This is a genomic window from Aureimonas sp. SA4125 (genome assembly GCF_019973775.1).
In the GTDB taxonomy this organism is placed as follows: Bacteria; Pseudomonadota; Alphaproteobacteria; order Rhizobiales; family Rhizobiaceae; genus Plantimonas.
Genome location: NZ_AP025032.1, coordinates 4,427,501 through 4,447,731, shown reverse-complemented (window position 1 = coordinate 4,447,731; position 20,231 = coordinate 4,427,501). Strand labels below are relative to the sequence as shown.

24 protein-coding genes (1 of these 24 cut by a window edge) are annotated in these 20,231 nt (G+C 67.7%); 14 read left to right on the top strand and 10 right to left on the bottom strand.

The window, feature by feature from the left end; genetic code table 11:
* Positions 1 to 130 precede the first annotated feature (130 nt).
* Positions 131 to 742: an NAD(P)-dependent oxidoreductase gene (locus tag Sa4125_RS21015; protein WP_224008097.1), complete on the bottom strand. Its 612-nt coding sequence runs from the start codon at positions 740 to 742 to the stop codon at positions 131 to 133.
* Positions 743 to 881: 139 nt separating this feature from the next.
* On the opposite strand from Sa4125_RS21015, the gene Sa4125_RS21010 reads away from it, so the two are divergent.
* The 9 genes from Sa4125_RS21010 to Sa4125_RS20970 all read left to right on the top strand — a co-directional run bounded on the left by Sa4125_RS21010 (position 882) and on the right by Sa4125_RS20970 (position 5,495).
* The gene (locus tag Sa4125_RS21010) at positions 882 to 1,211 is read left to right on the top strand and encodes a helix-turn-helix domain-containing protein (protein ID WP_224008094.1); all 330 of its coding nucleotides are present in this window, start codon (positions 882 to 884) and stop codon (positions 1,209 to 1,211) included.
* 134 nt (positions 1,212 to 1,345) lie between these two features.
* Entirely contained in the window at positions 1,346 to 2,032 is a 687-nt protein-coding gene (ccmA, locus tag Sa4125_RS21005) for a heme ABC exporter ATP-binding protein CcmA (RefSeq protein WP_224001324.1), read from the top strand.
* Positions 2,029 to 2,688 carry a heme exporter protein CcmB gene (ccmB, locus tag Sa4125_RS21000; protein ID WP_224001322.1) on the top strand — a complete coding sequence of 220 codons (660 nt, stop codon included), beginning with the start codon at positions 2,029 to 2,031 and terminating at the stop codon, positions 2,686 to 2,688. Before ccmA ends, ccmB begins: the two co-directional genes overlap by 4 nt.
* A gap of 77 nt (positions 2,689 to 2,765) precedes the next feature.
* Positions 2,766 to 3,521 carry a heme ABC transporter permease gene (locus tag Sa4125_RS20995; RefSeq protein ID WP_224001320.1) on the top strand — a complete coding sequence of 252 codons (756 nt, stop codon included), beginning with the start codon at positions 2,766 to 2,768 and terminating at the stop codon, positions 3,519 to 3,521.
* A gap of 46 nt (positions 3,522 to 3,567) precedes the next feature.
* The gene (gene ccmD / locus Sa4125_RS20990) at positions 3,568 to 3,738 is read left to right on the top strand and encodes a heme exporter protein CcmD (protein WP_224001318.1); all 171 of its coding nucleotides are present in this window, start codon (positions 3,568 to 3,570) and stop codon (positions 3,736 to 3,738) included.
* Complete coding sequence (locus tag Sa4125_RS20985) at positions 3,735 to 4,337, top strand: DsbE family thiol:disulfide interchange protein (RefSeq protein WP_224001316.1); 603 nt, start codon at positions 3,735 to 3,737, stop codon at positions 4,335 to 4,337. The genes ccmD and Sa4125_RS20985 overlap by 4 nt, the downstream gene beginning before the upstream one ends.
* A gap of 60 nt (positions 4,338 to 4,397) precedes the next feature.
* A complete protein-coding gene (locus Sa4125_RS20980) occupies positions 4,398 to 4,649 on the top strand; it encodes a type II toxin-antitoxin system ParD family antitoxin (protein WP_224001315.1) in 252 nt (83 codons plus the stop codon).
* Positions 4,646 to 4,927, top strand: a complete 282-nt coding sequence (locus Sa4125_RS20975) for a type II toxin-antitoxin system RelE/ParE family toxin (protein ID WP_224001312.1) — start codon at positions 4,646 to 4,648, stop codon at positions 4,925 to 4,927. The genes Sa4125_RS20980 and Sa4125_RS20975 overlap by 4 nt, the downstream gene beginning before the upstream one ends.
* Positions 4,928 to 4,931: 4 nt before the next feature.
* The gene (locus Sa4125_RS20970; RefSeq protein WP_224001303.1) at positions 4,932 to 5,495 is read left to right on the top strand and encodes an NUDIX hydrolase; all 564 of its coding nucleotides are present in this window, start codon (positions 4,932 to 4,934) and stop codon (positions 5,493 to 5,495) included.
* A gap of 31 nt (positions 5,496 to 5,526) precedes the next feature.
* On the opposite strand, the gene Sa4125_RS20965 is transcribed toward Sa4125_RS20970, so the two are convergent.
* The 3 genes from Sa4125_RS20965 to Sa4125_RS20955 form a co-directional block, all read right to left on the bottom strand.
* The gene (locus Sa4125_RS20965; protein ID WP_224001301.1) at positions 5,527 to 6,300 is read right to left on the bottom strand and encodes a tellurite resistance TerB family protein; all 774 of its coding nucleotides are present in this window, start codon (positions 6,298 to 6,300) and stop codon (positions 5,527 to 5,529) included.
* Between the two features lie 119 nt (positions 6,301 to 6,419).
* Positions 6,420 to 7,178: a tellurite resistance TerB family protein gene (locus Sa4125_RS20960; protein ID WP_224001299.1), complete on the bottom strand. Its 759-nt coding sequence runs from the start codon at positions 7,176 to 7,178 to the stop codon at positions 6,420 to 6,422.
* 62 nt (positions 7,179 to 7,240) lie between these two features.
* Positions 7,241 to 7,903, bottom strand: a complete 663-nt coding sequence (locus Sa4125_RS20955) for a septation protein A (RefSeq protein ID WP_224001297.1) — start codon at positions 7,901 to 7,903, stop codon at positions 7,241 to 7,243.
* 128 nt (positions 7,904 to 8,031) lie between these two features.
* On the opposite strand from Sa4125_RS20955, the gene Sa4125_RS20950 reads away from it, so the two are divergent.
* Together Sa4125_RS20950 and Sa4125_RS20945 are read left to right on the top strand one after the other, a co-directional pair.
* The gene (locus tag Sa4125_RS20950; protein WP_224001295.1) at positions 8,032 to 8,220 is read left to right on the top strand and encodes a type II toxin-antitoxin system HicA family toxin; all 189 of its coding nucleotides are present in this window, start codon (positions 8,032 to 8,034) and stop codon (positions 8,218 to 8,220) included.
* Between the two features lie 5 nt (positions 8,221 to 8,225).
* Positions 8,226 to 8,642: a type II toxin-antitoxin system HicB family antitoxin gene (locus tag Sa4125_RS20945; RefSeq protein ID WP_224001293.1), complete on the top strand. Its 417-nt coding sequence runs from the start codon at positions 8,226 to 8,228 to the stop codon at positions 8,640 to 8,642.
* A gap of 18 nt (positions 8,643 to 8,660) precedes the next feature.
* Here Sa4125_RS20945 and ftsY read toward each other — a convergent pair whose 3' ends face one another.
* The 3 genes from ftsY to dapF all read right to left on the bottom strand — a co-directional run bounded on the left by ftsY (position 8,661) and on the right by dapF (position 12,731).
* On the bottom strand, positions 8,661 to 10,424 hold the full coding sequence (ftsY, locus tag Sa4125_RS20940) for a signal recognition particle-docking protein FtsY (protein ID WP_224001291.1): 1,764 nt from the start codon (positions 10,422 to 10,424) through the stop codon (positions 8,661 to 8,663).
* Positions 10,425 to 10,511: 87 nt separating this feature from the next.
* A complete protein-coding gene (mtaB, locus tag Sa4125_RS20935) occupies positions 10,512 to 11,792 on the bottom strand; it encodes a tRNA (N(6)-L-threonylcarbamoyladenosine(37)-C(2))-methylthiotransferase MtaB (RefSeq protein ID WP_224001289.1) in 1,281 nt (426 codons plus the stop codon).
* 39 nt (positions 11,793 to 11,831) lie between these two features.
* On the bottom strand, positions 11,832 to 12,731 hold the full coding sequence (gene dapF / locus Sa4125_RS20930) for a diaminopimelate epimerase (protein ID WP_224008091.1): 900 nt from the start codon (positions 12,729 to 12,731) through the stop codon (positions 11,832 to 11,834).
* A gap of 242 nt (positions 12,732 to 12,973) precedes the next feature.
* Between dapF and Sa4125_RS20925 the strand changes: the two genes are divergently transcribed.
* Positions 12,974 to 14,899 (top strand): methyl-accepting chemotaxis protein, encoded by a 1,926-nt coding sequence (locus Sa4125_RS20925; RefSeq protein WP_224001287.1) that lies wholly within the window; start codon positions 12,974 to 12,976, stop codon positions 14,897 to 14,899.
* A gap of 167 nt (positions 14,900 to 15,066) precedes the next feature.
* On the opposite strand, the gene Sa4125_RS20920 is transcribed toward Sa4125_RS20925, so the two are convergent.
* Entirely contained in the window at positions 15,067 to 16,155 is a 1,089-nt protein-coding gene (locus Sa4125_RS20920; protein WP_224001285.1) for an endonuclease/exonuclease/phosphatase family protein, read from the bottom strand.
* An 82-nt stretch (positions 16,156 to 16,237) separates the two neighbouring features.
* Entirely contained in the window at positions 16,238 to 17,374 is a 1,137-nt protein-coding gene (locus tag Sa4125_RS20915; protein ID WP_224001283.1) for an MBL fold metallo-hydrolase, read from the bottom strand.
* Between the two features lie 398 nt (positions 17,375 to 17,772).
* On the opposite strand from Sa4125_RS20915, the gene ffh reads away from it, so the two are divergent.
* A complete protein-coding gene (gene ffh, locus Sa4125_RS20910; protein ID WP_224001281.1) occupies positions 17,773 to 19,332 on the top strand; it encodes a signal recognition particle protein in 1,560 nt (519 codons plus the stop codon).
* 56 nt (positions 19,333 to 19,388) lie between these two features.
* Complete coding sequence (gene rpsP, locus Sa4125_RS20905; protein WP_224001279.1) at positions 19,389 to 19,844, top strand: 30S ribosomal protein S16; 456 nt, start codon at positions 19,389 to 19,391, stop codon at positions 19,842 to 19,844.
* A gap of 253 nt (positions 19,845 to 20,097) precedes the next feature.
* On the opposite strand, the gene Sa4125_RS20900 is transcribed toward rpsP, so the two are convergent.
* Positions 20,098 to 20,231, bottom strand: the 3' portion of a protein-coding gene (locus Sa4125_RS20900; protein ID WP_224001277.1) for a hypothetical protein. Its footprint extends 25 nt past the window's final position; the window shows 134 of its 159 coding nt (coding positions 26-159); the start codon falls outside the window, past its right edge — the gene reads right to left on this strand; its stop codon occupies positions 20,098 to 20,100.

The window sequence follows — 20,231 nt, the reverse complement described above, 5'->3', positions numbered from 1 at the left end:
AGGCCGGCGCAAGCTCCCTTGGGAGGTCTTCAGCCGGGCCGCCAATGATGTGATGCGCCTCCCGGGGGACAGCCCGCGCGAGCGCCTCGCCCGGGCTGTCCGCCACGTCGGCCGCGACGTCGGTCCGTCGCTAATACCCGACGGTGAACCGCTGGCGGGAATGGGCCGGCCGTTCGACTTCGTCGACGAGCGCGATGGCATAGTCCTGGTAGGAAATGCTGCTGCCCTGCGCGTGGGTCAAAAGCGCGTCGCGGCCGAGCCGGAAGTGCCCTGTCCTCTCGCCGGGAACAAACATCGCCGAGGGCGACAGGAAGGTCCAGTCGATCTCGGCCTCGCCGCGCAGCCGGTCGAGAAAGGCGGCCCCGGCGGTGGCTTCTTCTTTGTACTGCGCCGGGAAGTCCGGGGAATCGAGCAGCTGCACTCCGGGGGCGACCTCGAGACTGCCGGCGCCGCCGACGACGAGATAGCGCCTGACCCCCGAGGCGCGCACGGCGTCGATCAGCCTGACGGGGTCGCTGACGGCGAAGGGGACGGCGCTGATGACTGCATCGTGACCGGCGAGAAGGGGGGCGAGCCCCTCCTGATCCAGGACATCGCCCTGGCGGGCGACGACGCCCGGCGCCGAGAGCACCTTTTCCGGCCGGCGGACGATGGCGGTGACGGTGTGGCCGCGCTGCAGGAGTTCGTCGAGGATAGGCGCGCCGACATTGCCGGTGGCGCCGATGAGGGCAAGATTCATGATGGCATTTCTCCTTGGTTCCGAATAGAAACCAGGTGCATTTTCCTTATCCAGGTGTAAAGAAGGCACCACCACATCACTTGGTTACCCCGAGGAGACCGCCGTGCTGCCCAACATCTATGCGGCCGACTGCCCGACGCGGATGATCCTCGACCGGGTGGCCGACAAATGGGCGGTTCTGGTTCTGGGTCTGCTCGCGGACGGCCCCGTCCGCTTCAACCAGTTGCGCCGCTCCATCGAGGGCCTGTCGCAGAAGATGCTGTCGCAGACATTGAAAAGTCTGGAGCGGGACGGTTTGGTCAGCCGAAAAGCGTTCGCGACGGTCCCGGTGACGGTCGAGTACAGCATCACCCCACTCGGGCAAACGCTGGCGGCCACCGTCGATGCCCTGCGCCTCTGGGCGGAAGCCCATTTCGAGGAAGTGCAACGCGCCCAGCAGCAATACGATCTGCAACGCGTCGCAGCCGCCTGAGACGCGGGGGTGCCGATCGCCTGCCCGCTTTACCGCGGCGGGTGATTGCTGCAAAGCAGGGCCATGAGTGTGTTGCTCCCTCCGCTTCGACAAAGGCCCGTTCTCGCCTCGCGCGCCTTTGGGCGGCCATGGGCATGAAAATCCTTGCGCGCGGCCTCTGCGCTGCGCGGGCCGCGAGCGTCATCGCCGGACCGCTCGATTTCGAACTCTCCAGCGGCGAGGCGCTGGTCGTCACCGGCCAGAACGGGGCGGGCAAATCGACCCTCCTGCGCACGCTGGCGGGGCTCCTGCCGAAAGGCGGCGGGACGCTCGAGATCGAGGGTTTTCTGGCCGTCGACGGTGAGCCGGCGCGGCGTCTTGCCGAGGTCGCGCACTATCTCGGCCACCGCAACGCCATGAAGCCGGCCGAGAGCGTCGGTGCCGGTCTCGGCTTCTGGCGCGACTTCTTCGGTGCGCCCGGCATTTCCATCGAGGCGGCGCTGGCCGCCGTCGGCCTGCCCATGGTGGCGAAACTGCCATTCGCCTACCTCTCGGCCGGCCAGCAGCGCCGCGCCGCGATCGCACGGCTCCTCGTCTCGCACCGCCCGGTGTGGATCCTCGACGAGCCGACAGCCGCCCTCGACAAGGGCTCGCAGGCAATGTTCGCCCGGATTCTGGCGCAGCATCTGGAGGGCGGCGGCATCGTCGTCGCCGCGACGCATCAGCCGCTCGGGCTCGTCGCGCGCGAGTTGCGGCTCGACCATCGTGCGGCGGGGAGTGCGTCGTCGCGGGATCTGCCTCTTGATCGGGCGGAACGCGCCGCGGCGGAGGGCTGGCTGTGATCGCGGTTTTCCGCCGCGATGTCAGGCTCGCCTTTGCCGGCGGCGGCGGAGCGATGACCGGCGTCATCTTCTTCCTCGCCGTGGTCGCGACCATGCCTTTTGGCGTCGGTCCCGACCTCAACCTCCTGTCGCGCATCGGCCCGGCGATCCTGTGGATCGGCGCGCTGCTCTCGGCGCTGCTCACCCTCGACCGGCTGTTTCAGGCCGACCGCGACGACGGCACGCTCGACCTCCTCGTCATGGGCGACACGCCGCTGCCGCTCGTGGTGCTGGCGAAGTGCCTGGCACACTGGGCGGCAAGCGGCCTGCCGCTGGTGCTGGCGACACCGGTCCTCGGCCTGTTCCTGGCGCAGGAGCCGCTGACGTCGGGTGCGGTGATGCTGACGCTCCTCGTCGGCACGCCGGCGATCACCTTCATCGGTGCCGTCGGCGCGGCCGTCGCCATCGCCCTGCCGCGCGGCGGCCTCCTGGTTTCCGTCCTCGTCCTGCCGCTCGCCATCCCCGTGCTGATCTTCGGCGTCTCCGCCAGCTACGGCGCGGTCAACGCCAACGACCCCTTTCTGTCGCCGCTGATGATCCTCGGGGCCCTCACTTTGTTCTTCGCCGTGCTCGGGCCGATCGCGGCGGCGGCGGCGCTGAAGAGTGCGGGCGACTGAGCCGCTGCGGGCATCGGTCGCGACGATGGCGAAGAAGTCCATTTGCCCCGGCTTTCCAACCCTTCTAAAGTAGAGGGATGACCGACCTCTCCGCCGCTCCCGGCCGTTTCGCCATTCTCGCCAATCCGACGCGCTTCCTGCAGCTCTCGGGTGCCGTCCAGCCTTGGCTCTATGGCCTCGCGGCGGCAGCGCTCGTCGTCGGCCTCTGGCTCGGTCTGACCGCGCCCGAGGACTACCAGCAGGGCTCGACCGTCCGGATCATGTTCGTCCACGTGCCCTTCGCCTGGATCGCGATGATGGCCTGGACGGTCATGTCGGTCTCGGCACTCGGCACGCTCGTCTGGCGCCATCCGCTTGCCGACGTCGCGGTGAAGGCCGCAGCACCCGTCGGCGCGGTGTTCACGGCGCTGGCGCTCGTCACCGGCGCGATCTGGGGCCGGCCGATGTGGGGCACATGGTGGGTCTGGGACGCGCGGCTGACCTCGGTCTTCATCCTCTTCCTCATGTATCTCGGCCTGATCGCGCTGACGCGGGCCCTCGACGATCCCGGCCGCTCGGCCAAGGCGGCGGCGATCCTCGTCCTCGTCGGCTTCGTCAACATCCCGATCATCAAGTTCTCGGTCGACTGGTGGAACACGCTGCACCAGCCGGCCAGCGTCATGCGGCTGGACGGGCCGGCGATGCCGGCGGCCTATCTCTGGCCGCTGATGATCTCGGCCATCGGCTTCACGCTGCTGTTCTTCGCCCTGCACCTGACGGCGATGCGCACGGAAATCCTGCGCCGGCGCGTGCGGGCGCTGACGAAACTGTCGCTGCGCGCGACCGACGCCTGAGCGCGAGCGGACGGAAAGCCCTGACATGCGGACGGAAAGCCCTGACATGCAGAACGACTATTTCGCCTTCATCCTCGCCGCCTATGCCGTTTCCGCGCTGGCGGTCGGCGGCCTCGGCCTTTGGGTCTTCTTCGACGCGCGCGGCCGGCGGGCGGATCTTGCGGCGCTCGAGGCGAGCGGCGTCAGGCGGCGTTCGGCGCGGGACGGCGGAGCATGAGCGTCGATCGGCATACCACGCGGCGCAGGCCCTCGCTCTTCGTCCTCCTGCCGCTTATCCTGTTCCTGTCGCTGGCCGGCGTCTTCCTGTACCAGCTGGTGTCGGGCCATGATCCGCAGGAACTGCCCTCGGCGCTGATCGGCAATCCGGCGCCGCCGACGAACCTGCCGCCGGTGGAGGGTATCCTGCGCGCCGATAGCACGCCGGTGCCGGGTCTCGATCTCGCGCAAGGCGACGGCCGGCCGGTGCTCGTCAACGTCTTCGCCTCCTGGTGCGTGCCCTGCCGTCAGGAGCACCCGGTGCTGATGGATCTTGCCAGGGACACGCGGTTCCGCCTCGTCGGCATCAACTACAAGGACGAGCCCAACAACGCCCGCCAGTTCCTCGCCGGGCTCGGCAACCCCTATGCCGCGATCGGCAGCGATCTCTCCGGCCGCGCCGGCATCGACTGGGGCGTCTACGGCGTGCCCGAGACGTTTCTTGTCTCCCCTTCGGGCACGATCGTCTGGAAGCAGACCGGGCCGTTCTCGCCAGACGATGCGGCGCGCAAGCTCGAGCCGGCGCTGGCGAAGATGCTGGCGGAGGCTGGCGCTGGGTGAAAGACACGGTTGCCCCAGCGTGCTAGTGATAACCGGGCGCGATATCCATGAGGTATTGGTATGAGCAGATCGGCGCCGATATCCCTGACAAGCCATTACGAAGAGTTCATTGCGGAACAGACCGCAGAGGGGCGCTATGCCTCGGCGAGCGACGTTATCGAGGCCGGCCTGCGGCTCCTGGAGAAGCAGGAGGCGAAGCTTCAGATCCTGCGCAAGGCCATCGCGGCGGGGGATGAGAGCGGTGTTGCTGCTCCCTTCGACTTCCAGTCCCTTTACGCTGAAATCGATGCCGACGACGAAGCTCCTGAATGACGCTGATCTTTCGCCCCGAGGCGGCGAATGATCTTCTCGAGATTGCCCGCTACAGTCGCCGAAGCTTCGGCAAGGCGCAGGCCAAGCGCTATCTCAGGTTGATCGAAGGCGCTTGCGGCGCCTTAGCCGATGGTCGAGGCCAATCCGCAGGCGCGATTTCGCGGGATCTGCTGAAGCGGTCCGTCGCGTCTCACATCATATTCTTTCGGCGGGCCGAGGAGGGTGTCGTCGTCGTCCGCATCCTGCATAAAGCCATGAACCACGAGGATTATCTCTAAGCGCATGAGCGAACCGGCCTTCACCCTCCGCACCCCCGACGACGATTGCGTGCCGCGCAAGATCTGCGACACCTGCGGCTTCGTCGCCTACGAGAACCCGAAGATCGTCGTCGGCGCGGTCGTGCGCGATGCCGGGAAGATCCTGCTCTGCCGCCGGGCGATCGAGCCGCGCAAGGGATTCTGGACGATCCCGGCCGGCTACATGGAGTTGAACGAGACGCCGGAAGAGGGGGCGAGGCGCGAGGCCCACGAGGAGGCGAACGCAATGCTCGCGATCGAGCGGCTGCTGGCCGTCTATGCCGTCCCGCGGATCAGCCAGGTGCAGCTGATCTATCGCGCGACGCTGGCGCGGCCCGGCATTGCCGCCGGCTCCGAAAGCCTGGAGGTCGGCTTCTTCGACTTTTCCGACATTCCCTGGGACGACCTGGCCTTCCCCTCGGTGCACTGGGCGCTGCGCCACGATGCCGAGGCCGAGGCCGGGGCGCCGCCGGTACCCTTCGGCAATCCGGGCGACGCCACCGGCGACCGGATGCCGGACGGCCGGCTTCTGCCGACCGACGAATTCTAGAGCGGGATGAAGCCCGCCGGTGCCCGCCAGGTCAGGAGAGAACGGTGACCTCTTCGGCGGTGCGCCGCACCTCCGCCGTCAGCGCGGCGGGAAGCTGGAGCCGTGCCGCGAGCATGTCGAGATAGGCGCGCTCGGCCGGATGGTCGGGATCGATCGCCAGGACCGAGGCGGTGTAGACCTCGATGGCGGCCTCGGGCGTCGCGGCGGCGGCAACGAGGTCGTCGATCGACATCGGCCGGCGCATCTCGTCGACGACAAAGCCCTTGGCTTCCGAGTCGAGGCCGAGATCGTCGATGCGGCCGAAGATCGCTTCCTGCTCGCCAGCGTCGATATAGCCGTCGGCCTTGGCCGCGGCGATCATCGCCGAGAGCATGAGACGCGCCCGCGATGTCTCCTCGCCGCCGGGAAGAAAGGCCGTGCCGGACGGCTCGGGCAACTCACCGGCGGCGCTTGGCGCCGGCAAGGCCGGCAAAGGCGCAGCGCCCGGCAGGGCAGCCGCGCCGTTGGTCGCCTGGTAGTTCTTATAGGCCTTGTAGGCGAGGCCGGCAACGAGCGCAGCGCCGCCGAGCTTCAAGGCCGATCCACCCATCTTGCCGACGCCCTTGCCACGAAAGAGCTGCGAGGCGAGGCCGCCGGCAAGACCGCCCGAAAGAGCCGAGCTGCCATGGGTGCGGATCAGGTTGCCGACCGTGTCCTGCAGCGATCCGCCGCCCTGCGGGCGTCCCTGCGACGACGGATGGGTGCTGCCGCCGAACGGCGACTGGGTGCCGAGGAACTGGCCGAGGAGTTTCTGTACGTCGAGCATGGGGGTCCTTTGGCGTTGATGTCGTCAAAGGGCATATCGAAACGGCAAGGCCATCGCGCAATGCGGGAGCCACGTCTTTCTGCCGTCGAGGGCACGGTTTGCACCTTGCGCGGGCGGCCTCAGTCCCCGGCGGCGGCCTTTGCCGCACGCCGCACCTCGGCCGTCAGCGCGGAGGGGAGGCCGAGGCTGATCGCCAGCCGGGCGAGATAGGCCTGCTCGGCCGGATGGTCGGGATCGATGGCCAGAAACGAAGCCGTATAGATCTGCAGCGCCGCTTCCGGCGTCGTTGCGCCAGCAACGAGCGCGTCGATGGTCTGCGGCTTCTGCATTTCGCGGCGGACGAAATTGCGTTCCTCCGGGTCGAGGTCGAGGCTGTCGAGCCGGCCGAGAATTTCCTTCTCCTCGGCGGGGTCGATGTAGCCGTCCGCCTTGGCCGCCGCGATCATCGCCGAAAGCAGAAGGCAGGCCCAGTCGTCGTCGGACTGGTCCGGGCTGTGCACGCTGAATTCTGCCGCTGTAACCGCTGCGGACGGAGCCGCATCGGCGGAAGGGGGTAACCCGCCGGCCGGCGTGCTCGTTCGATAGTTCTCATAGGCGGCATAGGCGAGGCTTGCGATCAGCGCAGCTCCACCCACCTGCAGCGCTGCCTTGCCGGATGTTCCGAGCGTCCGGCCGCCGAAGAGGCTGGCCGCCAGCCCGCCGGCCAATCCGCCCGCCAGTGCCGAGGCGGCAGGATTGCGCAGGAGCGTGCCGATCGCGTCTTCCAACGAGCCTGCAGTGTCCGCTCTGTCATCGGGCGCGGTGCTGCGGCCTTCGGCGCCGGTCCCGGCCGTGCCGGCGCCGAGAAATCGGCCGAGGAGGTTCTGGACGTCGAACATGGAAGCCTGCCTGCCGAGAGGAAGCGCCGGCGCGCCAATGACGCCGGAGGTGGGGCGTCGCGTTACTTCTTCGTCCCGCCGTCGCCGAACAGCGGCTCAGTCGCATGGCGCTGCAAAAGCGGGATCTGGCACAGCATGAAGACCATGGTGATCGGCATGGTCGCCCAGACCTTGAAACCGGCCCAGAAATCGGTCGAAAAATTGCGCCAGACGATCTCGTTCACCAATGCCATCGCCAGAAAGAACAAGCCCCAGCGCAGCGTCAGCTTGCGCCAGCCGGCATCGTTCAGCTTGAACGCCTGGTTGAAGACATAGCCGAGAAGCGAGCGACCGAACAGGAGGCCGCCCAGAAGGATCGCGCCGAACAGCGCGTTGACGATGGTCGGCTTCATCTTGATGAAGGTCTCGTTCTGCAGCCAGATCGTCAGCGTGCCGAAGACGATGACGAAAAAGCCGGAGACCAGCGGCATGACCGGCAGCGTGCGCGTCAGGGCCCAGGACACCGACAGCGCCACGACGGTCGCCACCATGAAGAGGCCGGTCGCGATGAACAGCGGTCCGCCGAGTTCGGCGAGCGCGGGAAAGCGCTCCGCCAGCCAGGGCCCGCGCGAATTGGCGAAGAAGAAGACGACCAGCGGACCGAGTTCCAGCGCGAACTTCAGCATCGGGTTGATCTTGTTTTCCTCGGGGGCGTTGGGCCCGCCCTCGATCAGATGCTCGGCCATGAAATTTCCTTTCGCCGCTGCGCTAGCGGCCGACGTCGACGGATATGGGGCAATACCCTTGCGGGCTCTTAATTGCGAGCATGTGTATTGATGTGTATAGATAGCCTGTGCCAGGAACGGGATGGAACGTGGACAGTCGCATCATCCTGGCGAAACTTCTCGCTGACGGCTGGATCGAAGTGGTTCGGGCGGGCAGTCATTTGCAGATGAAGCATCCCACAAAGCCCGGGCGGGTGACGCTGCCTCACCCGAGGAAAGACGTCCCGGTCGGCACCTTGAAGAGTATTGAGAAGCAATCCGGGCTGAAGCTGAAGTGAGACCCATGACGAGCTATATCGCCATCATCCACAAGGACTCCGACAGCGATTTCGGCGTGTCTTTTCCGGACTTTCCCGGATGCATCTCGGGGGGCCGCGATCTCGACGAAGCGCGCGCCATGGCCGGTGAAGCGTTGGCGCTGCACCTGGTGGGGATGGACGCGGACGGCGACACGATCCCCGAGCCATCGTCGCTGGACGCGGTGATGGCCAATGCCGCCAACCGGGACGGTGTCGCCATCCTCGTCACCGTTCCGGAACGCGTCCGAAAATCCGTGCGGGTCAACGTTACCTTTCCCGAAGATACGCTTCGGGCAATCGACATGGCCGCCGAGGAGCGCGGTCTGACGCGGTCGGGTTTCCTCCTGGAATCGGCGAAATCGGCCATGGGCCGCAAGGACAGCAAGCGCCCTGCCGGCTGAGAACGCCAATCCAACACCTCAGGCCGTCTGCCCGGCGATGGCCATGGCGAACTCCCGCGCCTTGAACGGCTCGAGGTCGTCGATGCCCTCGCCGACGCCGATGAAATAGACCGGCAGTCGGTATTTCGCCGCGATGGCGACGAGGATGCCGCCGCGTGCCGTGCCGTCGAGCTTGGTCATCACCAGGCCGTTGACGCCGGCGACGTTGCGAAAGATCTCGACCTGGGAGAGGGCGTTCTGCCCGGTGGTGGCGTCGAGCGTCTGCAGGACGGTGTGCGGCGCGTCGGGCTCGCGCCGCTGCAGGACGCGGACGATCTTTTCCAGTTCGGCCATCAGCTCGGTGCGGTTCTGCAGCCGGCCGGCGGTGTCGATGATGAGGACGTCGGAACCGTTGGCGACGGCCGCGTCATAGGCCTCGAAGGCCAGGCCCGCCGCATCCGCGCCGATCGCCTTGGCGATCACCTCGGAACCCGTGCGCTCGCCCCAGATCTTCAGCTGCTCGACGGCCGCGGCGCGGAAGGTGTCGCCCGCGCAGAGCGTCACCTTCAGGCCGCCGCGCGTCAGCTTGGCCGCGAGCTTGCCGATGGTGGTGGTCTTGCCGGTGCCGTTGACGCCGACGACGAGGATGACGTGCGGCTTCTTCTCGAGGTCGAGCTCCAGCGGCAGGGCGACGGGGCGGAGCGTCGCCTCGACCTCGTCGGCGAGGATGGCGCGCACCTCGCTGCCGGTGATCTCCTTCCCGAAGCGCCCTTCCGACAGGCGGTCGGTGATCCGGAGCGCCGTCTCGACGCCGAGATCGGCCTGGATCAGCACGTCCTCGAATTCCTGCAGCGTCGCCTCGTCGAGCCGGCGCTTGGTGAAGAGGGCGGTGATCTGGCCGGAAAGCTGGCCCGACGAGCGCGCCAGACCTTCGCGCAACCGTTCCAGCCACGGTTTTGGCGCCGCCGGCGCAGCGGGAGCCGGGGCGGCCGCTTCGCGCAGGCGCCAGCCGGCATCGGCTGCGCCGGGCGATGCCGATGCCGTGGCAGCCGCGATGCCGGCGGCGGCGACCGAGGCGACGACGCCCGAAGGCGAGACCGTCTCGTCGGCCGACGTGTCGTCGACCGGTGTCTCCAGCCAGGAAAAGTCGGCCGGCTCTTCGGGCAGGGGGGCTTCGGGATCGAGAAAGGAAAAATCCGGCTCGTCGTCGGCGTCGGCTACCGCGTCGCCCGTCGGCGTTTCCGACAGGGGCTGGCCATCTTCCCCCGGCTCCTCGTGCAGAACGCGCCCGGGTAGCACCACTTCGTCCGACGTGCCGTCGACAGAAAAGGTTTCCTCCGAAAATTCGTCGGACGGCACGTCGGCGTCGAGCCAGGAGAAGTCGGTTTCCGGCTCGGGCGCTGCGGGGTCCAGCCATTCCGGCATGTCCGCTGCGACGAATGCCGTTTCCCCGGTCGCGGTCGGGCCTGCCGGCTCGCCCGGGCCCGGAGCGTCCCCGCCGGCCGGGACCCGACCGCGGGCGTCATCACCGGCCGTTGCCGGGTATCCGGCCGCGAGCGCGCTCTCGTCCGATGGCGTCAGCGGCAAGGCGCCGATGCTCGCGGGGACAGGCCGAAGCTCCTCCTCGGGGGGCGCGGGCACGCCGGCAACGGGCGCGACCTCATCAGCGCGGCGTTCGGGATCCGCCGCCTCGGCCGTGGGCAGGAGTGTCTCGGATGAGCGGGCCGCCTCGGGTGCGGGGCTTGTCTCCTCGGCAGCACCGAAGGAGAAGACGCGCCGGAAGAAGCCTTTTTTCTCAGACATGGACGAAGGTTTCCTGTTCATCGGCGTTGCTTTCGCCCTGCATTGCAGGCGGACGCCGATGCGTCCACCCCTCATGCGCCGAGGCGATCACGCCGCTTGCGCGTGAACGGGGCGGGTGGTGAGCCGCGTGCCGTCATGGCCGGTGATGATAGCGTCGACGAGCGCGCCGGGCAGGCCGGTATCGATATGGCAGGGCGTGAAATCGGCAAGACGCCCGCGCCGACCGCGCTCGACCAGCACGTTCTGGCGCGTGCCGACCATAGCCCCGAGGTGCCGGGAGAGCGCCGCCTCGCCCCTCACCCGCAGCCGAGCGGCCCTTTCGGCAACGACCGTCGGGGCCAGAAGCGGCATGCGGGCCGCCGGCGTGCCGCCGCGCGGCGAGAACGGGAAAACATGGAGGAAACTCAGGCCGCAATCCTCGACCAGCGCCAGCGAGTTTTGAAACATCGCCTCGGTTTCGGTCGGGAAGCCGGCGATGATGTCGGCGCCGAAGGCGATGTCGGGGCGCGCCGCGCGGATGGTCGCGCAGAAATCGACGGCGTCGCGGCGGCTGTGGCGGCGCTTCATGCGCTTCAAGATCATGTCGTCGCCGGCCTGCAGCGACAGATGCAGATAGGGCATCAGCCGGCTCTCGCCGCCGATCGCCTCGACGAGCGCTTCGTCGGCCTCGACGCTGTCGATCGAGGAGAGGCGCAGGCGCGGCAGGTCGGGTACGTGGCGCAGGATCGCCTGGACGAGGGTGCCGAGCTTCGGAAAGCCCGGAAGGTCGGCGCCATAACTCGTCAGGTCGACGCCCGACAGCACGACCTCGGCGGCGCCATTGCCGACGAGGCGCCTGATCTGCTCGACCACGGCGCCCATCGGCACCGAGCGCGAGGGGCCGCGGCCATAGGGAATGATGCAGAAGGTGCAGCGGTGATCGCAGCCGTTCTGCACCTCGACGATCGCCCTTGCGCGTCCCTCGATCGCCTCGACCATGTGCGGCGCGGTTTCGGTGACGCTCATGATGTCGTCGACGCGGATTTTTTCGCTCGCGGCGACGCCGAAGTCGGGCAGCGCGCGGTAGCTTTCCGGCAGAAGCTTCTCGGCATTGCCGAGGACCGCGTCGACCTCGGGCATGGCAGCGAAGCCGGCGGGGTCGATCTGGGCGGCGCAGCCGGTGACGAGGATCTGCGCATCCGGATGGTCGCGGCGGGCGCGGCGCACGGCCTTCTTCGCCTGGCGCACCGCCTCGGCGGTGACGGCGCAGGTGTTGACGAGAATGGCGTCGCGGTTTTGCCCGAGGCCGGCGGACGTCGCCGCCTGCCGCATCACCTCGCCCTCGAAGGTGTTGAGGCGACAGCCGAAGGAGAGGATGTCGAGGCTCATGGAATCACGCTGGCGTCGGCGGCGCGGTAAGACGAGCGGTCACGCCGCGACCGTGTCCCGCTCGAAAGCCCCCGTCGACGGGTCGAGCCGGCCGGACCATTCCCATTCGGCGGGACCGGTCATCACCACGCGGTCGTCGTCGCGCCAGTCGATGAGGAGGTCTCCGCCGGGAACCGTCACCGTCACCACGCGCCCCGTACGCCGCGTGCGGGCGCCGGAGACGGCGGCGGCGCAGGCGGCCGAGCCGCAGGCGCGGGTCAGGCCGACGCCGCGCTCCCAGGTGCGGATGGTCATGGCGTCGTCCGCGGTGACATGGGCGATGGAGATGTTGGCGCGCTCGGGGAAGAGCGGGTGGTTTTCGAGAACCGGGCCGAAGCGATCCAGCTCGTAGGACCAGACGTCGCGTGCCACCCAGAAGATCGCATGTGGATTGCCCATCGAGGCGACCGAAGGCGAATGCAGCAGCGGCGCGTCGATCGGGCCGATCTGCAATTCGATGGCGCGGGTGTCGTGAAAGGGCTCGGCCAGCGGGATGTCCTGCCAGCCGAATTTCGGCTTGCCCATGTCGACCGAAATCAATCCGTCGGCGTGTTCTTCCGCAAAGAGGATGCCTGCGCGCGTCTCGAAGGTGAAGCGATGCCGGCCGAGTTCGGCGGCAAGCGCCTGGACGACGCAACGCATCCCGTTGCCGCAGGCACCAGCCTCGGAACCGTCGGCATTGAGGATGCGCACCAGGGCGTCGGTGCCGGGGGTAACCGGATCGTGAACCGCCATGATCTGGTCAAAGCGCGTGACGGGCTGCGCCGCCAGGGCAATGGCCGCCTGCGACAAAATGCGCAGGGGCCGGCCGCGCAGATCGGCGACGAGGATCTCGTTGCCGAGCCCGTTCATGCGGGCGAAGGGGACGGTGTCGCCGGAAGCGGCGTCGGGCGGGATCATCTGCCGTATATGAGGGATTTGCGGGCGAATTGCCAGCCGGCCAAAAGCCGCTTCCGCCGCAGCCATGCGATCCTGAGAACGACAAAACACCATAAGTACTATATACGACCACCAGAATCCGACAGGTTTCCCCTTCCCGGCGTTAATCCTTTCATAGCGGGCCCGTGGCCATTCTCGGATGTGCCAATCCGGCGACAATTTTCCAATCAGTACCTGACGGGAGCGGCACGGGCCGTACGCATATGAGCTTGTTGAAGAACGCGAAGATCTCGACCAAGATCTCAGCCATCGTGCTGGTCATTAGCGCCGTCGGGGCCGGCCTCAGCGCCTATTCGGCCTGGACGATGAAGGAGATCGATGCACGTTATTCCAGATTGGTCACCGTACGTGCGCCCGCAGTCGTCGAACTGGTACGCGCCCGCGCGTCGTTGGTTGAATCCGCCTACGACTCCTACAAAATGGTGACCTATGGCGGCAACTCGCCAGCGGCCAAGCGTGCGGCTGAAGAATGGAAAGCGGCGCTCGACCAGACCGAAACGAGGCTAGCGACTTCCAAACCCTCACTGCCTGGTTATGGGCAGGACATCGATGCGATGGCCGAAATCGTCAAGAGCATCCGGGCGAAAGGCTCCCTGGCGGTCGAGCGTGGTATGGCCGACGACAACGAGGCTGCTCGCCGAATTCTGGCCGAAATCGATCCCCTCATTTCTGCCTACACCGCAAAGAGCTTGGGAATGACCGATGTGGTGCTGGACGAAAGCACCGCCTTGTCCAGTGAAATGTCGGCTTCGGCCCACACCGCCATCCTCACGACGCTCGCGCTGTCGCTTCTGGCCGCGGTGCTCGGCATCGCCGGGGCGATGATCGTCGCGTCCAAGGGGATCACCGGGCCGCTGTCGCAGCTGCGCGACCGGATGGGACAGCTGGCCGGCGGCCGGCTCGACGTCGAGATCGAGGGACAGGACCGGCGCGACGAGATCGGCGCGATGGCGACGGCGGTGCAGGTATTCAAGAATGCGGCGCTCGAGAACAAACGCCTCGAGGTCGAGGCATCGGAGGCTCGTTCGGCCCAGAAGCTTCTGGGCGACCGGCAGGCCGCGATCGAGAATGCGCGGGCCGAGGATCTGAAGCAGTTCGTCACCGCGGTCGAGATGGGCTTCAACAGCCTTGCCGCCGGCGACCTGACGGTCCGCATGACGCAGGCTGTGGCGCCTGAATTCGAGCCGATCCGCGGCCAGTTCAACGACAGCGTCGCCACGCTGGAATCGGCGATCGGCTCGGTGGTCACGGGCGTCGCCACGATCCGGACCGGCCTTGCCGAAATCACGGTCGCTTCCAACGATCTCGCACAACGCACCGAGCAGCAGGCGGCGAGCCTGGAAGAGACTGTGGCCGCGCTGAGCCAGGTGGCGACGGGCGTCAACCAGACCGCCGAGGGGGCAGCACGGGCGCAGGGGACGGCGCATACGGCCCGCCAGAACGCCGAAAAGGGCGGCGAAATCGTCGCCAAGGCAGTGCTGGCGATGAGCCAGATCGAGGAATCCTCTGAGAAGATCACCAAGATCATCGGCGTCATCGACGAGATCGCCTTCCAGACCAACCTTCTGGCGCTGAATGCCGGCGTCGAGGCGGCGCGTGCGGGCGAGGCCGGTCGCGGTTTCGCGGTGGTCGCACAGGAAGTCCGCGGGCTTGCTCAGCGTTCGGCCGAGGCCGCCAAGGAGATCAAGGATCTGATCTCGCTCTCGTCGAAGCAGGTGGGAGAGGGCGTCGACCTCGTCACCGCCTCCGGCAAGGCGCTGGAGCAGATCGTCACCCAGGTCGGCGAGATGACCGGCGTCGTCACCGAGATCGCCCGCAGCGCCAAGGAGCAGGCGGTCGGTCTGCGCGAGGTCTCGGCTGCGGCCGATCAGATGGACAAGGTGACACAGCAGAACGCGGCGATGGTCGAAGAGGCGACGGCTGCGGCGCAGACGCTGTCGGACGAGACCGATACGCTGGCCGGGATGGTCCAAACCTTCCGCACCAGCGCCGGATCCGGCCGCGCCACGGCCGCCCCGAAGGGTCGTGCACCCTCGCGACCCGCCGCGTCGCGGCCGCGTGCACCAGTCGCGCAGATGCGCACGACCAGCAGTGCCGCCCCGGCGGCCGACGGCTGGGAGGAATTCTAGCCCCGGGGAAATCCTGCCCGGGAAAACTGTCGATGAAGCCGGGCGAGGGTTCCGTTCTCCCCTTCGGCGACAGCTGCCGGGCGTGATCTGAGACGCAAAGAAGCGCCGCGAGGGGCTGGAGACGTGGGTGGCAACGTGGTCACCGGCCTCTTCAGCCCCTCGCGGCATTATTTTTCCCAGTCGACGCCGATCGCCGCGCGGTCGAGCGTCTCGCTCTCGGCGACGATCTCGCGCATTTCCGCCCGGTCCTCTGCGTCTTCCGGCTGTGGTTCCGCCGCGCCCGCCGTGTTTGGGGTCAAGGCAAGACGGAACAGCATCGGAAAGTGATCGGAGCCGCCAGCCGGCAGGCGCTGCATGTCGACGAGCGCGAAACGCGCGTCGTGGAACAGGTGGTCGAGCGGCCAGCGCAGGAACGGAAAGCGCGCGTCGAAGGTGTTGTAGAAGCCGCGGCCGATGCGCGGGTCGAGAAGGCCAGAGACCCGCTGGAACAGCCGTGTCGTATGCGACCAGGCGACGTCGTTGAGATCGCCCGAGACGACCGAGGGCAGGCTTTCCTTCGAGACGATGTCGGCAACGAGAAGAAGCTCCGCATCGCGCCCGACCGAATCGACCGAGGGCACCGGTGGCTCGGGGTGGACGGCGTGCAGGCGAAAGCGCTGGCCGTCCCGAAGCGTCACCGTCACGGTGATCGAGGGAACCTCGTCCATCACCAGATGGTCGATCCGGATGTCGCTGAGGGAAAGCCGCGAGAAGAGGATCATGCCGTAGGCATTGTCCTCGGGCGCGGCGACGACATGCGGCAGCGTTTCGCGCAAGGAATCGAGCGCGTCGCACCAGGGCTGGTCGGTCTCCATGAAGACGGCGATGTCGGGATCGCCCTCGCGCGTCATGCGCAGGGTCGCGTCATAGTCGCGGTTCGACATCTTCACATTGCAGGAGAGGATGGTGACGCTCTCGTCGCCGACCTCGCTCGCCGCCTTGGCCTTGGACTGCCTGCGCCAGAGCGGCGTGAACGGGAGGATCGACAGTGCCTGGATGACGATGGTCGCCAGGTCCGCCGCGGCCGTCACTTCCATCAGGCCCATCGGCCGGACGAAGAGGATGATGAGCGGCAGGAGCACCACCGCGACCGCGAAGATCTGGAGGCGGGGAAAGGAAAAGCTGCGGAAGAAGCCATGGGCGACGCGCACGAAGGAGAGGAGCGTCGCCGCCAGGACAAGGCCCGTCAGTGTGCAGAGCAGGATCGTCCAGATCATGGCAGTCTCCCGATAGGATCCGCACCGATACCGGCGAGGCTGGCAGCAAGAGTCGGGCGCGGGGGAGGAAAGGCAAGAGGGCTCATTTGGCCGTGGCCGTCGCCGTTATCGCCGTCGGAAGGGCTGCGTGATCCGTCGGCGCCACCGCTTCCGCGGTTGGTGCGAGGGGCGCCGGCAGCGGCGCATCGATCGCATGCGGCAGCAGGTGGACCCGGCCGGGATGCGCCGGCAGGAAGCGTGCCGGCGAGACGTCCCAGCGCGCCAAGGCCGCGCCGAGACGCGCCACCGGATCTTCCAGCGCCTCGTCGGTCAGCTGGAAAGTGCCGAAATGGCTGCCGAGCGACATTTCCGCCTGCAGAAACCGCGCCGCCCGCACCGCCTCGTCCGGATCCTGATGCTGCGGCCGCATCACCGCACGCGGCGCATAGGCACCGATCGGCAGGACGGCGAGTTTCGGTGCGCCATAGCGAAGCCTTGCGGCACGATAATTCTCGCCGCCGTGAAAGCCTGAATCGCCGACGACATAGACGAGCCCGGCCGGCGTCTCCACCGCGAAGGACGCCCAGAGCGTCATCCGCCGGTCGGCGATGCCGCGTGCCGACCAGTGATGCGTCGGATCGAGCGTCAGCGCGACGTCGCCCGACAGCGCCACCCGCTCGTGCCAGTCGTGCGCCGACACCTCCGCCGTCTTGCGAAAGCTTCGGATCAGCGCGTCGCAGCCGAGCGGCACGACGAAGCGCGGCCCGTGCCGGTCGTGGAGACGTTCGAGCGTCGGCCGGTCCATGTGGTCGTAATGCGAATGCGAGACGCAGACGACGTGGATCTCCGGCAGGTCGTCGAAGGCGATGCCCGGCACATTGTGGCGTTTCGGCCCGATCGGCGGTGCGCAGCGGTCCGACCAGACCGGATCGAACAGGATGTTCAGCCCGCCCGTCTGCAGGAGAAAACTCGCATGCCCGACCGCGACCATGCGCGCCGCCTCGCCCGTCACTTCCGGCGGCGGAATGTCCGCCGCGAAGGGGCTCGGCGCCGCGAGCGGCCATTTCCGTCGCTGGCCCGAACGCTGCCACTCCCAGATCTGCCGGAGCGAGGCCGGCATCTCGCCGCCGGGATTGAAGAAGCGCTTGCCGTCGAAATGGTCGGAGACGGGGCCGGTGTAGTAAGGATTGACGAAGGGTTTCAGCGGAAGGCCTCGTGGAAGGACGGTGGCTTTCGGCATATAGGGTGGGATCGCCGGCTTGCAGGGGTGACCGTCGATACCTGAGCCAGGGCGTCTGACCGGCATGGCTCTCGAAGGCCGGCGCCGCGGGGCGCGGGGCGCGCGGGGAGCAGGCCTTGCGATGACAGCCCGGCAGCCTGCGCCTCTGGCTTCCTTGACCATCGCCCCCAAACCGTGCTTTACCCCGGTGAAATCCGCGACAGTCCGTCCGCGAGCCGCCGACCGTGTCCCTCATCCAGAGTCGCACGGAGGTCACCATCCGCCAGCGAGTGTCGCCCGCGGATGACGCTTTGCTTTGGGCTTTTGCGGCATGTTGCGGTTGCTGGTCCGTCACCACATTCTGCAAGGAGAAGCGGCGCCGTGGCGCCGGGCTTTGCGGACGAGACGGAAGGGAAGACATGTTCGATTCGCTTCAGAACCGGCTCGGTTCGATCCTCAACGGCCTGACCGGGCGCGGCGCGCTCTCGGCCGACGACGTCTCGGCGGCGCTGCGTGAGGTTCGCCGCGCGCTGCTCGAGGCCGACGTCGCGCTCGAAGTCGTGCGCTCCTTCACCGACCGGGTGCGCACGAAAGCCGTCGGCGCGGAGATCCTGAAGTCGATCCGTCCGGGCCAGATGGTCGTCAAGATCGTCCATGACGAACTGGTCGCCACGCTCGGCTCGGAGCAGTCGCCGATCGACCTGAATGCCGCCGCGCCGGTCACCATCATGATGGTCGGCCTGCAGGGCTCGGGCAAGACAACGACTTCCGGCAAGCTCGCCAAGCGCCTGACCGAGAAGCAGCGCAAGCGTGTCCTGATGGCCTCGCTCGACACGCGCCGCCCCGCCGCGCAGGAGCAGCTGAGGATCCTGGGCGAGCAGACGGGCGTCGCCACCCTGCCGATCATCGCCGGCCAGGATCCGGTCGACATCGCCAGCCGTGCCGCGCAGGCGGCAAAGCTCGGCGGCTACGACGTCCTCATCCTCGACACCGCCGGCCGTACCCATATCGACGAGCCTCTGATGGCCGAGATGGCCGAGATCAAGGCACGCTCGAAGCCGCACGAAATCCTCTTGGTCGCGGACTCGCTGACCGGCCAGGATGCGGTGAACCTTGCCCGCTCCTTCGACGAGCGCGTCGGCATCACCGGCATCGTCCTCACCCGCATCGACGGCGACGGCCGCGGCGGCGCGGCGCTCTCCATGCGCGCCGTCACCGGCAAGCCGATCAAGCTGATCGGCACCGGCGAGAAGATGGATGCGCTGGAGGATTTCCATCCCTCGCGCATCGCCGACCGCATTCTCGGCATGGGCGACATCGTCTCGCTCGTCGAACGGGCGGCGGAAAACATCGACGCGGAAAAGGCCGCGTCGATGGCCAAGAAGATGCAGTCGGGCAAGTTCGACCTCAACGATCTCGCCGACCAGATCGGCCAGATGCAGAAGATGGGCGGCATGGGCGGCGTGATGGGCATGATGCCCGGCATGGCGAAGATGAAGGACCAGGCCGCCGCGGCCGGCCTCGACGACAAGATGCTGAAGCGTCAGCTCGCGATCATCTCGTCGATGACGGCAGCCGAGCGCGGCAATCCCGACATCCTCAAGCATTCCCGCAAGAAGCGCATCGCGGCGGGTTCCGGCACCACCTCGGCCGACATCAACAAGCTTCTCAAGATGCACCGCCAGATGGCCGACGTCATGAAGTCGATGACGAAGGGCAAGGGCGGCATGATGGGTCAGCTGATGGGCGGCCTCGGCGCCAAGCTCGGGCTGGGCGGCGGTGGCGGGATGGGCGGCATGCCCGATCTCTCCAAGATGGATCCCAAGCAGCTCGAGGCCATGGCCAAGATGGCGCAGTCGGGGGGGATGCCGGGCGGCATGCCCGGCCTGCCGAAAGGCCTGCCGCCGGGCTTTGGCGGCGGCGGCCTCCCCGGCCTTCCCGGCAGCGGATTTCCCGGGTTTCCCGGCAAGAAGAAATAGGGGCCGGCTCCGGTCCTTTCGACAAGCAACTGAGATATCAATCAAGGAAGAATGCCATGCCCCTGAAGATGCGTCTTGCCCGTGCCGGCTCTAAGAAGCGCCCCTATTACCACATCGTCGTCGCCGATGCCCGCAGCCCGCGCGACGGTCGCTTCGTCGAGACCATCGGTTCGTGGAACCCGATGCTCGCCAAGGACGCCGTGCGCGTCACGCTGAACGAGGAGCGGATCAAGTACTGGCTCGGCGAGGGCGCACAGCCGACCGACCGGGTGCTGCGCTTCCTCGACCAGGCGGGGATCGCCAACCGCCCCGAGCGCAAGAACGAGACCAAGGGCCTGCCGGGCAAGAAGGCGCAGGAGCGCATTGCCGAGCGCGAGCAGAAGGTGATCGACGCCCGCGAGAAGGCCGAAGCCGATGCCGCGGCCGCCGAAGCTGCCGCCGCCGAGGCGGCCGAGGCAGCGGAAGCCGCCAAGAACGCCCCGGCCGAAGAGCCGGCTGCCGACGCGAGCTGAGCCCGGGACGAGCCCGGCCGGCTCCCGGCTCGGCCGGGTCTTCTCTCCGGAATATCGAACGACGAACGGCGCCCGAGAGGGCGCCGTTCGTCGTTCTGGGTCATGCGGCTCGGCGGCGGGCAGCCGGAGAAGGCGCGGATGCCCGCGCTGGATGTGAGCGCCGGGCGAAAGAGTGGGAACCGGTTTTTCGCCCTATCAGGCGCGGCAGGTTGAAGGCCAGCGTTTCGCGCGATCCCGGGAATCGCCGGAAACGCTAGGCCGCGCCGAGGGGCCCAGGGCCGCCGACGGCGGGCTCGTCGACGGGGTGGCCATCGCCGGCCAACAGGGACAGGATCGCCTGCGCGGCCGCGCTCGGCTGGGGGAGCGGCGGCGTCGGCACGGCGCGGG